13 protein-coding genes are annotated in these 11,544 nt (G+C 49.7%); 6 read left to right on the forward strand and 7 right to left on the reverse strand.

The window, feature by feature from the left end:
* Positions 1–209: 209 nt before the first annotated feature.
* Both ACJ2PR_RS14755 and ACJ2PR_RS14760 read right to left on the reverse strand, forming a co-directional pair.
* Positions 210–1,259 (reverse strand): ABC transporter permease, encoded by a 1,050-nt coding sequence (locus ACJ2PR_RS14755; protein ID WP_446869874.1) that lies wholly within the window; start codon positions 1,257–1,259, stop codon positions 210–212.
* Positions 1,260–1,352: 93 nt separating this feature from the next.
* A complete protein-coding gene (locus ACJ2PR_RS14760) occupies positions 1,353–1,865 on the reverse strand; it encodes an adenine phosphoribosyltransferase (RefSeq protein ID WP_446877552.1) in 513 nt (170 codons plus the stop codon).
* Positions 1,866–2,248: 383 nt separating this feature from the next.
* Here ACJ2PR_RS14760 and ACJ2PR_RS14765 point away from each other — a divergent pair, with 383 nt between their 5' ends.
* On the forward strand, positions 2,249–2,608 hold the full coding sequence (locus tag ACJ2PR_RS14765; protein ID WP_446877553.1) for a hypothetical protein: 360 nt from the start codon (positions 2,249–2,251) through the stop codon (positions 2,606–2,608).
* Positions 2,609–2,873: 265 nt separating this feature from the next.
* Here the strand turns inward: ACJ2PR_RS14765 and ACJ2PR_RS14770 are convergent, their stop codons facing one another.
* The gene (locus ACJ2PR_RS14770; protein WP_446877554.1) at positions 2,874–3,596 is read right to left on the reverse strand and encodes a ComF family protein; all 723 of its coding nucleotides are present in this window, start codon (positions 3,594–3,596) and stop codon (positions 2,874–2,876) included.
* A 134-nt stretch (positions 3,597–3,730) separates the two neighbouring features.
* On the opposite strand from ACJ2PR_RS14770, the gene ACJ2PR_RS14775 reads away from it, so the two are divergent.
* Positions 3,731–6,100, forward strand: coding sequence for a putative PEP-binding protein (locus ACJ2PR_RS14775; protein ID WP_446877555.1), 2,370 nt, complete (start codon positions 3,731–3,733; stop codon positions 6,098–6,100).
* A 72-nt stretch (positions 6,101–6,172) separates the two neighbouring features.
* On the opposite strand, the gene ACJ2PR_RS14780 is transcribed toward ACJ2PR_RS14775, so the two are convergent.
* Positions 6,173–6,874, reverse strand: coding sequence for a DUF1361 domain-containing protein (locus ACJ2PR_RS14780; protein ID WP_446859637.1), 702 nt, complete (start codon positions 6,872–6,874; stop codon positions 6,173–6,175).
* A 406-nt stretch (positions 6,875–7,280) separates the two neighbouring features.
* Entirely contained in the window at positions 7,281–7,394 is a 114-nt protein-coding gene (gene petG / locus ACJ2PR_RS14785) for a cytochrome b6-f complex subunit V (RefSeq protein ID WP_446859636.1), read from the reverse strand.
* 303 nt (positions 7,395–7,697) lie between these two features.
* Here petG and ACJ2PR_RS14790 point away from each other — a divergent pair, with 303 nt between their 5' ends.
* Complete coding sequence (locus ACJ2PR_RS14790) at positions 7,698–8,024, forward strand: c-type cytochrome (protein ID WP_446869868.1); 327 nt, start codon at positions 7,698–7,700, stop codon at positions 8,022–8,024.
* Positions 8,025–8,094: 70 nt separating this feature from the next.
* On the opposite strand, the gene btpA is transcribed toward ACJ2PR_RS14790, so the two are convergent.
* Positions 8,095–8,943 (reverse strand): photosystem I biogenesis protein BtpA, encoded by an 849-nt coding sequence (gene btpA / locus ACJ2PR_RS14795; RefSeq protein ID WP_446877556.1) that lies wholly within the window; start codon positions 8,941–8,943, stop codon positions 8,095–8,097.
* Between the two features lie 203 nt (positions 8,944–9,146).
* Between btpA and ACJ2PR_RS14800 the strand changes: the two genes are divergently transcribed.
* The 3 genes from ACJ2PR_RS14800 to ACJ2PR_RS14810 are packed head-to-tail and all read left to right on the forward strand — an operon-like array spanning position 9,147 to position 10,360.
* Positions 9,147–9,917 carry a creatininase family protein gene (locus ACJ2PR_RS14800; protein ID WP_446877557.1) on the forward strand — a complete coding sequence of 257 codons (771 nt, stop codon included), beginning with the start codon at positions 9,147–9,149 and terminating at the stop codon, positions 9,915–9,917.
* Positions 9,918–9,977: 60 nt separating this feature from the next.
* Positions 9,978–10,166 carry a DUF6888 family protein gene (locus tag ACJ2PR_RS14805; protein WP_446869865.1) on the forward strand — a complete coding sequence of 63 codons (189 nt, stop codon included), beginning with the start codon at positions 9,978–9,980 and terminating at the stop codon, positions 10,164–10,166.
* Positions 10,163–10,360, forward strand: a complete 198-nt coding sequence (locus ACJ2PR_RS14810) for a DUF6887 family protein (protein WP_446869864.1) — start codon at positions 10,163–10,165, stop codon at positions 10,358–10,360. The genes ACJ2PR_RS14805 and ACJ2PR_RS14810 overlap by 4 nt, the downstream gene beginning before the upstream one ends.
* A gap of 42 nt (positions 10,361–10,402) precedes the next feature.
* On the opposite strand, the gene ACJ2PR_RS14815 is transcribed toward ACJ2PR_RS14810, so the two are convergent.
* Entirely contained in the window at positions 10,403–11,317 is a 915-nt protein-coding gene (locus tag ACJ2PR_RS14815; protein WP_446877558.1) for an alpha/beta fold hydrolase, read from the reverse strand.
* Between the last annotated feature and the right edge of the window lie 227 nt (positions 11,318–11,544).

The following is an 11,544-nucleotide window of genomic DNA, read 5'->3' on the forward strand; positions in this document are numbered from 1 at the left end:
ATATTGTCTCAAAGTCCCCCAAAATTGGGGGGTTGGGGGGCAGAAGTGCTGAATGACGAAGCGAAATCTCCTAAGAGTGCTAAAAAGGTAAGTCGTGGGAATCGGCAAGAGACGGCGATCGCTTCACGCAATTCATCAAACAAAATTCATCAAACGAAACTAGCCTTCAACAATCACCCTTTCATCCCTCCTCCCTTCTTCCTTATCCCTCAGTTAATGTCTGCCAGATTAATCCGAGGATCGACTGCTTTGAGTAATAGGTCAGCCAGTAGGTTTCCTAAAATCAGCATAACTGCGCCCATCATCAGACTGGCCATCACCAGATACAAATCTTGAACCAGTAGCGCCTGGAGAATCAGCCGTCCCAGACCCGGCCAGTTAAAGAAAAATTCTGCAATAAAGGCACCGCTTAACAATCCGGCAAACTCGAATCCTAATAGAGTAATGATCGGGTTGATGGCATTTCTCAGCGCGTGAACGTAGACGACTTTGTTTTCAGGAAGTCCTTTAGCACGGGCGGTTTGAATGTAGTCCTGTCGCAACACATCGAGCAGTTGTCCTCGCATAATCCGCTGTAACCCGGCAAAACTGGCAACACTAAGGGCGATCGTTGGCAAGATCATGTGCCAGCCAATATCCAAAACTTTGCCCAAGGGGTTCAGGTCAGCGTGATCAATGCTCGTCATATCTCCGACGGGAAACAACGGCGACGTGTTTTGAGCAAAAATCAGGAGCAACAAGGCGGTGATAAAACTGGGAAACCCCTGACCCGAATAGCTGAGAACTTGCAAAACGCGATCGATCCAGCGCTGTTGATAAATCGCGCCCACAATCCCCATCGGAATCGCCACCAACCAGGTAAAAATCAGCGAAGAAATCGCAATCAACAACGTCGCCGGAACTCGCTCCCATAGGAGAGAAGCCACCGATCGATTGTAGGCAAAACTCGTCCCAAAGTCTCCCTGAGTCACCACCCGCCACAGCCAGCGACCATATTGTTCTGGCCAAGACTTGTCTAGCCCAAATTGCTGTTTGAGTTGCTCAATGCGTTCAGGTGAAATTTTAGGGTTTTCTCTGAGTGTATCCAGATAGTCACCCGGAGCCATTTCAATAATGAAAAAACTAAGCGCAGATGCCAAAAGTAGAGTCAGCAACGCTTGAAGCAATCGCTTAACCACATACACAGTCGTCTCGCTGGTGAGCGCTTCGGTAAAGCCATCCCAACTCGATCGCAGCTTTCCACGGGTTGATACAGTCATATTGCTTGGCTCGTCGCGTTTAGAAGGTAGACGGCCATTCGTCGGTTTTGATCTTGCGTCTGACCTGCCAACAAATGACCTGTGAACTATATCCTAATATTGAACTAAGGTGACGATCGGAACATCTGGTAGCTGACTCCGACCGTTGAGATCTTTTAGCTCAATGACAAAGGCACATCCGACCAGTTCACAGCCTGTTTTTTGAATCAGACGAGCCGTTGCGCCTGCGGTTCCGCCTGTGGCGATCAGGTCATCAACCATGAGAATGCGGCAGCCCCCTTGAAGCGCGTCTTTGTGAATCTCTAAGCAATCGGTGCCATATTCCAACTCGTATTTGATCGAATGAACAGCAGAGGGCAGCTTGCCAGGTTTGCGAACGGGGACAAAGCCGATTCCCATTTTGTAAGCCAGCGGTGCGCCAAAAATAAAGCCGCGTGACTCCATGCCCACAATGCAGTTAGGTGAAAACTCAGCGCATTTCTCAGCCAGCAAATCGATCGTATAGTTCAACCCTTCCGCATTCTGTAACAGCGTGGTGATGTCCTTAAAGAGAATGCCAGGTTTGGGAAAGTCTGGAATTTCGCGAATCAGCGCTTTGAGATCCATAGGGCTTGTCGGCAATAAGGGTATGAGTTGGGTTATCTCACAAGTTGGGGCACTTGTCATCAGATCAAAGCGATACACCGTCAGAGAATTGAGATCAAATCAGCGATCGTGGCTCTTGTAATGCCGTCTCTACCGTGCGCTCAATGACAAAACACCTATGACTGAGAATAGCTGAGAATGCCATCTTACAAGCTTCTCAGCCGTTTTAGCTAAAATTTTTCGTTCAATGTTGGGCAACTGATTGGTTAGAAACGAGTCCGCGATCGCCCTTCTGAGTGAACCGTTCTAATCAAGTTAAGATAAGCTAGAAATTGTCGTGTGTTGGTGACGATAGCCACAGATCAATTCACAAAAATCAATTCACAAAAAAGATTGGAGTTTGGATGACACTTGAGCAACAACTCAGTCAACAGCGAGTCAAGCATATTGTCAGCAGCTATCAGCTAGAAGGCAGCGCAGCAGAATCGTTTGCAACCTACTTAAACGAACTGCTGCAAACCTATGCGTCACCCTTGATTGAGCTTGCTTTGACCGAGACGATCGTCACCCATTGGCTCACCGTCACGTTGCCCAGAGGCATTCCTTTTCTCGACCAGGTTCACACCCTTCTCAAACACTGGGAAGTTGCAGAAATCACCAGCACACTGACTCCTGATCAGTTTCAGCAAATCACAGGCTTAGATCCGAGTCCCGTTTTTGGCTCCTCAGAAGTGCCGCCTCAGTCGATCGTGCGTCCGCGTTAAAGGGATGAGGGGTGAGGGATGAGGGATGAGGGAGGAGGGAGGAGGCGACACGGGCAAACGTTCTCTGGTTAGCATTCAGCTAGCAAAGGTGGTCTAAAACGAGGAATACTGATTTCTGGGCGTTGCTGATTGGAGGGATGAATCTGTGGGAAGTGTCCATCTTTTCGCCCCCTAAATCCCCCAAGATTGGGGGACTTTGAACCTTGGGGTTCCCGCCGCTTTGGGGCGATTCATCCCCTGATTCAGCAACGCCGATCTCTGAAGATTAGGCAGAGTCATACTTTCCTCCCTCCTCCCTCCTCCCTCCTCCCTTCTCCTTCCTCCCTCCTCCCTTCTCCTTCCAGAGCTGTGGTTTTGCGACGACTGCGACTCCTCGAACCCGGATGCCGTATCGGTGAAGCGTTTGTGTGGCAGCTTTGATGGTGGCTCCTGTGGTGTAGATGTCGTCGATCAGCAAAACAGGATGAGCCGGACGATCGCGCCTAAACTGTTTCCCTAAATCAAAAGCCTGGGCTAAGTTGGCAGCCCGCCGATCGGCAGATAGACCAAACATCGCCTCGGTCGATCGCACTCGCTCCAGCCCGTGACGTAGGGGATAGCCTGTAAACTCACAAAAGCTTTGGGCGATTAGTTCTGCTTGATTAAAGCCGCGCTGCTGCTGTTTGTCAGGATGCAAAGGAATTGGCACCACTGTTAATTTAGAGCGACTCAAATCGGTTTCTAGCCAAGACTGAGCCAACCACTGTCCGAGTGGATAAGCCAATTGGGGCTGATTATCATATTTGAGGTGAGCGATCGTGCGCTTGAGTCCATCGCGATATGCGCCCCAGGCAAAAAATGGAGATGACCCCTGCCAAAACTGAGTTGGATGCTCAAACTGACAGGCTTTTAGCTGCTTTTCACAGGTCGGACAAAACAGGCCCGCCGTTGATCGTTCACACAGCGCACAAGCGGATTGTAAAAAGAAGTTGAGAAGATTTTGCAGCATAGGAGGCGATCACAGGTCTTCTCTCAAGATGCCCAGTCGCTCAAAACTCGCTCAATCGTTCAATCATTCTAAGGAATCGTCCGAAGGGGGATCGCTCATCATAGAATCAGACACAGCGCAATTGGCTTGGATGAGTGGACAACCTCTATTGGCTCGACCAGATTCAAACCAAAGATCATCAGCAGGTCGGAGATCAAGCCCTTCATCTCAGCTATCTGTGGCAGAGAGGGTATGCGATCGTTCCGAGTTTTGTGGCTTCGACGGTGCTGTTTCGAGAATTTTTGGACAGTATCGAATGGTCAGATCCGCTCTTTTTTGATCTGGCCCAATCGTCACTGCATGTCAATGTAGAAGATGCACTTCAGCTTCAGGCGATCGCTCGACAAATTCAGCAGACGATCGCGGCGACTCCTTTACCTGCGGAGTGGATTTCTCAGCTAGGGTTGGCAGTTTCTCAATTAGAACCAGCGTCAGCGGTGATGTTGCGGCCGTCTCTGACGGTGGCGGGTGCCAAGGTGAATGGATTCACGCCGACAATTCATCCAGAAGCGACCAGCTTATTAGATAGCCAGATCTGTAGAACAGATGGCAAATCTCTAGAAGTTGCCCTCAAAAAGCTGTGGGCCGAGATCTTTCGTGCGAGAAGTCTACTCTACTGGCAGCGATCGAACTTGCAGCTTCATCAAATTCAACTCGCGGTGATTGTTCAACCTGTGTTGAATGCGACGGCATCGGGCTATCTACAGCGCCAGCAGACTCACTGGGAAGTGTTGGCTACCTGGGGATTGGGACAAGCGATCGCCTACGGAGAAGTGCTACCCGATTTCTATCAGATCACGCTCGAAGATGGGTCTGTGCAGTCTCAAAAGTTGGGCAGCAAGACGATCGCCTATCGCGTTTCTCAGCCCGTGGTTGATTTGTCTGAATCCTTTGCATCACCGCTTGAATCCTATGCGCTCAGTGACCTTCAAGACAAGCAGTTTGTTTTAGGCTCCGTTGATTTGCAGCAGTTTGGACAGCTTGCCCAGCGCTTGACTGCCGACTTTAGTGCACTGTTGGTTTTGGAATGGACGCGCTGCGACTCGACTTATATCACGCAGGTCAGCAGTCAGATTTCTGGTTCTTTAGGCGCAGAGTCTTCAAAATTAGAGCATGAGCCAGCCCCACAAATCCAATCAGGTTCCCCTCCGATCGTGTCTGGACTGGCAGCCGCACCGGGACAAAGAACGGCTCAAGCCACTGTGATCACCGATCTGCATTCCAGCTTCTCAGAGATTTTGCCGGGCACAATTTTGGTGACTCCGATGATTTTGCCGGACTGGTTGCCGCTGCTCAAACAAGCCGTTGGCATTATTGCAGAACAAGGTGGAATGACCAGCCACGGGGCGATCATTGCCAGAGAGTTTGGCATTCCCGCAGTCGTCGGAGCCGCTCAAGCCACCCAGCGCATCCAGACTGGCGATTGGCTATTTGTGGATGGCGATCGGGGAGAAATCTATTTCGCTCAACCCCAAAAAGAAGTCACTCCGCTCGTGATGGACTTGACGCTGCAAAATTCTGAGGCTGAAATCAACACCACGACCCCGGCAGAACGCTCCAGCCCGATCGCGACTCAACTCATGGTCAATTTAAGTCAGGTGGATCGACTCGACCAAGCAGCCAGTCTGGCGATCGATGGCGTGGGCTTGCTGCGATCGGAACTGATGATTTTGTCGATTCTCGATGGGCAACATCCTCATTTATGGTTGCAACAGGGCAGACAAGCGGAATTGATCGATCGCCTCGCCGATCAGATTCGTCAATTTGTAGAAGCCTTTGCGCCTCGTCCGGTGTTTTATCGCTCACTCGATTTGCGATCGCATGAATTTCGATCTCTGGAGGGCGGCGCGTCCGTTTCTTTAGAAACCAATCCCATGCTGGGCGTTCGAGGGACTTTTAGCTATGTGTTGAATCCAGCCTTGTTTGAAGTCGAGCTAACGGCGCTGCATCAAGTTCAACAGGCGGGCTACTCTAATTTCAGGCTGATATTGCCTTTTGTGCGTACCGTCGAGGAGTTTGTTTTTTGTCGTCAACGAGTTGAGCAATCAGGGCTGATCCAGCAATCTCAGTTTCAACTTTGGATCATGGCAGAGGTGCCTTCTATCTTATTTTTGCTTCCTGAATATGTGCAGGCAGGTGTTGAAGGCATCTCGATCGGCACCAATGATCTCACTCAATTATTGTTGGGGGTCGATCGCGACCATAGCCTGATGGCATCTGCCTTTGACGAACGGCATCCGGCTGTTTTAAGTGCGATCGATCATCTGGTCAAAACCGCTCGACGCTTAAAGATTCCTTGTTCGATCTGCGGCGCTGTCTCGACTCAACATCTTGAACTGGTAGATCGGTTGATTCAATCTGGCATTACGACCATTTCGGTTGATCCCAATTCGGTTGAGGCCACTTATCGAGCGATCGCCCGCGCCGAACAACGCCTGCTAAACAAAGGGAGCCGAATGCCCTGATCAGCATGAGAGCGTGAATTCAATAAACTCGCTATCTGCGAACGCTTGAAATTTACTATCAAGTTTGCAGCGCTAAGGACGATCGACGGCTGAGTGAGTGCCCTTTTTAGAATAAGCAGCCACCGCCAAAGTCACTTGCTTAAATGGTAGATAGAGCGCCGTAGTGAGTAGAAAAATGACGACGATCGCTAACAGCGGCCGCTTCCCAGTCAGATCATCGATCATGGTCAGCATGACATCATCCAATCGAGTCACTAAATCCCAACTGTTGTAACGCAAAAAACGACCCAAATAAACCCCGATCGCACTCAACAAATGTACCGCTAACTCCATCACCAAAACATAGCGTCGTAAACCACGTTGGTTTAAATAATATCCCACATTAATCAACGACAAAACGTACGACTCAAAACCAGCAAAAATAAACAATACATACAGCGGAATGATCACTAGCGTTGTCAGCCAGACCTCAGAGCCAGTGACTTGAACATCATCAATAAAGTGGATTACATCTGTCAAAATATAAGGCGCGTTGGGCAAAAATGCGACAAACACAACAACCCCAACCCACCACAGCCCAGAACGGTGACGAGACTGCAACGCGATCGGGGGCAGGGTTAGCGTCGAAGCGCCAAGTTGAGTGTGACGAAACAGCAGCACACTTAAAGCCAGCGGCACCAATGCCAAAAACAAATTCCACCCCATCCATCTGGCATTCCCGTGCAAAATTTCGAGGGCACTGAGAAGAATAGATTTGAGTAAAGAAGGTTCCATATACGAGCATCCCTAACACAGCAATGCTGGCAGTCTAATGGCAGGGGTTGTCAGCCGTGTGACAAATCGACAACGCTTCGGCAGAAAATACTCTAAAAAAACGTGAATTCGACAGAGTTTTTTCGCTTCGTGATTCAGCACTTTCGCCCCCCAACCCCCCAATCTGGGGGACTTCCGGACGGGATTTTTTGCTCAAAGTCCCTCAAACTTGGGGGATTTAGGGGGCTGCCCGGAGCGATCGCCGCAGCGAAGGATTTCATCGAATTCACGTTAAAAAAGAGGACAAGAAAATGAAGACAAAAAAAGAGGACAAGCCAAACGACTCATCCTCACCGTCAAAGTATTTCTAATACGTTGGAGAAAATAGATGGAGAAATTAGACAACCGCCCAATTTCCATACCTCTTCTACATGTTGAGTTGGTTGCCGCGACGGTATTGTGTGTAGGCCGCCACAAACAGCCCTGCCAGCGTCACCGGAATAAGCCCCAACACAATGCCTAACAGAATCGGTTCAATCACGATCGCGCTCCTGGTTTTTTAAGGTTCTGATACATTTACTCAATATATCGCTACTAGAGATCCTAATGGATGCGATCGCCCAAAAAATCAAAAAACTCTGGACTCAACAAGATTTAAGCTTTGCTCCACCTCGCTTTGCATTGTCCACTCCTCGGCATCCATTCCTGACTTGCTATGAATGTTTTGCCAAAATTTGTTAAAGTCTGTTTAGTAAATGAATGATTTCCGTTACATATCTTCCTGAAGTAAAGACTTTTGAACGAGCAGATTGCGAAACCTGAAAATCTTGTCCAGAGAATCCTTGTGACGACTCTGGTGATTTCCCTTGCGATCGTGCTGGCGATCTTGGGCATGTACCAGTTTCATAAGCCTGACCCCTACATTCGAGAAGTGTTGTCTCGATCGGGGGATGAGGTGATGGGTCACGCCATTTTTCAAATGAATTGTGCGGGCTGTCACGGGCTGATGGCCGATGGCAAAGTCGGCCCCAGTCTCAAAGGGGTCTCAAACCGCAAATCTCACATTCGGCTTATCGAGCAGGTGATTAGCGGCAAAACCCCCCCGATGCCCCAGTTCCAACCCAGTCCCCAAGAAATGGCCGATCTCTTGAGCTACTTAGAAAGCCTTTGAGAATAGCGCTTCATCCAGTCCAGGTCAAATCTTAAACTGAGGGAATCGCATTCCGCTCGAAGCCGATTCTTCAAGGATGCAAACTCATCGAAGACACTGATTTCTCTGACTCTTGGGCTGGAATGCTGCGCCGAGTTGCTTCGACAAAACGGCTGACCCGAATCGGATCGATCGCTTGCTCTCGTTTGCCCTGTCGCTTGAGAGAACTGGAGACAATCACGCCATCCGCTGCCTGCATTAGAGTCGGAATATTTTCCCAGTCGGCACCACTGCCAATCAAAACGGGCGTTCCACTCGCGGCCGCACTGGCCAACTCTAAATCTTCGAGACTCGGAGGGCTGCCCGTCGCCCAACCCGACAAAATCACTGCATCGGCAAGTCCCCGCTCGATCGTGTCCTGCACCGCCGTCGTCAAATTAGGCGAACCCAGGGGACGAGCATGTTTCACCAGCACATCCGCCAAAATTTTGACATCACTCCCCAACTCTCGCCGATAGCGCAGTAATTCATGGGCCCGTCCTTCGATCAAGCCCTGATCGGTGGCCATGATGCCCGTCCAGACGTTGACTCGAATGAAATGGGCTTCGACACAGGAGGCAATGGCGATCGCACTTCGAGCATCGTTTCTCAAGACATTAACCCCGATCGGCAGCGTCACCATCCCTTGGAGCCGATGAATCACCAGCGTCATAGCACTGACCACCGCGGGATCGACCTGATCTTTGGGAAACGGCGCATCAAAGAAATTTTCGACAATAATGCCGTCTACGCCTCCTGCGGCCAATGCGGTTGCTTCTTGTTCGGCGCGATCGAAGACTGCTTTGAGATTGCCACCCCAGCGCGGAGAAGTGGGCAGGGGCAAGAGGTGAACCACACCAATGATTGGGTTTGGGGTTTTAAAGACTTGTTTTAGATCCACGTGCCTAACAATGTCGGCTTCAGCAGCAAAGGTTCAACTATCTATTCAACTATCTGAATGATAACTTTTTACTGTGCCTGAATTTGCCGCCTATAAACGTTTTCGAGCGTGAGAATCAGCGAGGTGTCCCTGCTAACGCTCAGTCATCCTACCAAAGCGTGTCCCCCTATTTATAGTGAAGCAAGACCTTATTGAGACAGATCATGCAGCTACATCTGAGTACTTGGTTAGAAGTTGAGCGCTATTCAGAGCAGTCCAACGGAATTATTCTGCCGATCGGTTTGACTGAGCAGCACAGCCCGATTGGATTGATTAGCACAGATGCGATTTGTGCAGAAGCGATCGCGCGTGGAGTCGGGGAGGTAACCCAGGCGATCGTCGCTCCTACCATCAATGTCGGTATGGCACTGCATCACACTGCGTTTCCAGGAAGTATGAGTTTGCGTCCCAGCACGATGATTTTGATGATTCGCGATTATGTGACGTGTCTGGCGCGGTCGGGCTTTCGCAAGTTTTTCTTTATCAACGGTCACGGCGGTAATGTGGCAACGATGAAAGCGGCTTTTTCTGAAACCTACGCGCATCTGGCAGATTTGGGACTTGAGGGCGGCGACCCCTTGCGGGTAACTCAAAGAGATCGCGTGCAGTGTCAGGTCAGCAATTGGTATATGTGCGGGTCGGTCTACCGATTGGCTAAGGAACTATATGGCGACCAGGAAGGTTCTCACGCCACACCCAGCGAAGTCGCCTTAACTCAGTACATTTATCCTGAATTGATTAAGCAGGCACCCTTGAGCGAAGAGGTTGCGAAGGGTCATCCGATTTATGGGGCGATCGATTTTCGGCGGCGCTATCCTGATGGGCGCATGGGGTCAAATCCCGCTCTAGCAACTCCAGAACATGGCAAACAACTTTACGAGTTGGCAGTCAAAGAAATCAGCAGTTCCTATCTGGAGTTTTTGAATGCGGAGTAATTGGGAACTCTCAAAACGTTGTCCGGGTGACATTCCCGAATTTTTGGATACACAATAGGAATGAGAAGTTCGCTTTTACCGACTCCCGCCCAGACGCTTGAGTGCTTCCGAGTTTGCCAAGAACTCACGAATATGTTTCTGCCAATTTACCTGGTGCGGCTAGATTTGCGGGACAATAAAATCGCAATTTTGGCTGGAGAAACGATCGAGATCACCATCAACCGTAACGGAGAGACAGAATTTCCATGAATAAACCAAATTTTGCAGAAATGACGAAAGCAGAACTCAGAGTTTATGTATTGGAGCATCGAAATGATGATGAGGCTTTCCACGCTTTTATGGACAAAGTGTATGCCAGTCCTCGTGTGAAGGTGCGATCGATGGAGCACCTCGTTGAACTAATCAAAGCCAAACAAAAAGCTTCTGAAGAGCGATCGGATTAGACCCAATTCTCAACAGAAGCTCGTATAGACTGTGACGCTTCACTAGAGACTGAGAACCCACGATCGCAATAACTCATTCACCTGATTGGGAATCTCATCATGAGGACAATGCCCCGCATTCAGATAATATTCCATCAGTTGGGGATGGTAGCTGCGAAACTTTGCGCCCCGTTCTCTCGCATTAATCCACGGGTCGCCTTCACCCCACAGCATCAAAAGTGGCTTAGTCAATTCATGGAGCAACACATCAACCTTTTCGCCTTGAGGCGTGCGAAACACAGACGCAAAGACCTTTTCGGCTCCAGGGTCAGAAGACGGACGATAGATATCTTCGATCAACTCATCCGTAATGGCACTCTGGTCGAGATAGACCTTCTCCAGCGTTTTGCGAATCACCGATCGCTGCTGAATGTACTTAAACAGCAAATAACTCGCCCAATCCTGCTGAAACAGCGTCGTCACTACGCTGCCCATCACCTGCCGAATGGGATCTGGCTTGGTTGTCCCCTGAATGTCTGTAAACGGGCCAGCGCTGTTGATGAGAACTAGTCCTGCTGCCGACTGGGGACGCTGGGATGCTAGACAAAGCGCCACATAGCCGCCTAAAGAATTTCCAGCCAGGACAGCAGGTTGACCAATGACTTCGGTAATGAATTCGTGAAGCTGATCGCGCCAGAGGTCACCGCTGTACTTCCAATCTGGCTTGCCCGATCGCCCAAACCCCATCAAGTCGATCGCCCAAACTTCAAAGTCCTGGCTGAGTCCGACAATATTTTTTTTCCAATGATCAGTCGATGCCCCAAATCCGTGAACCAACAATAAAGGGGGACGATTGCTGTGCAGTTCCCCTGGAGGGTAATCTGAGTATCGTTCTCCGGCTTTGACGTAATAGACGGGTTGTTGTCGCCAAGTCCAATACTGTCCCGGGATTGACGCAACGGAAGGAGCTACCTGCATGAGTTACGAATAATTAACGCGCCTCTCATATTGTAGGACGTAGCGAGAAGGGGATCGGCCATGAAATGCTTTCTGATTCACGACCGATCGTATAGAAGACGTTGGACGTTGGACTTTAGACGTTGGACATTAGACGTTGGACTTTAGACTCTGGAACAAAATAGGTCTTCTGTCTTCTGTCTTCGTCTTCTGTCTTCGTCTTCTGTCTTCGTCTTCTGTCTTCGTCT

The organism is Phormidesmis sp. 146-33, assembly GCF_052939515.1.

Coding starts and splice junctions, on each gene's coding strand:
- ACJ2PR_RS14810 (WP_446869864.1), top strand. CDS start 10,163: ATGAATAAACCAAATTTTGCAGAAATGACGAAAGCAGAACTCAGAGTT.
- ACJ2PR_RS14780 (WP_446859637.1), bottom strand. CDS start 6,874: ATGGAACCTTCTTTACTCAAATCTATTCTTCTCAGTGCCCTCGAAATT.
- ACJ2PR_RS14800 (WP_446877557.1), top strand. CDS start 9,147: ATGCAGCTACATCTGAGTACTTGGTTAGAAGTTGAGCGCTATTCAGAG.
- ACJ2PR_RS14815 (WP_446877558.1), bottom strand. CDS start 11,317: ATGCAGGTAGCTCCTTCCGTTGCGTCAATCCCGGGACAGTATTGGACT.
- ACJ2PR_RS14755 (WP_446869874.1), bottom strand. CDS start 1,259: ATGACTGTATCAACCCGTGGAAAGCTGCGATCGAGTTGGGATGGCTTT.
- ACJ2PR_RS14760 (WP_446877552.1), bottom strand. CDS start 1,865: ATGGATCTCAAAGCGCTGATTCGCGAAATTCCAGACTTTCCCAAACCT.
- ACJ2PR_RS14805 (WP_446869865.1), top strand. CDS start 9,978: ATGAGAAGTTCGCTTTTACCGACTCCCGCCCAGACGCTTGAGTGCTTC.
- ACJ2PR_RS14770 (WP_446877554.1), bottom strand. CDS start 3,596: ATGCTGCAAAATCTTCTCAACTTCTTTTTACAATCCGCTTGTGCGCTG.
- ACJ2PR_RS14765 (WP_446877553.1), top strand. CDS start 2,249: ATGACACTTGAGCAACAACTCAGTCAACAGCGAGTCAAGCATATTGTC.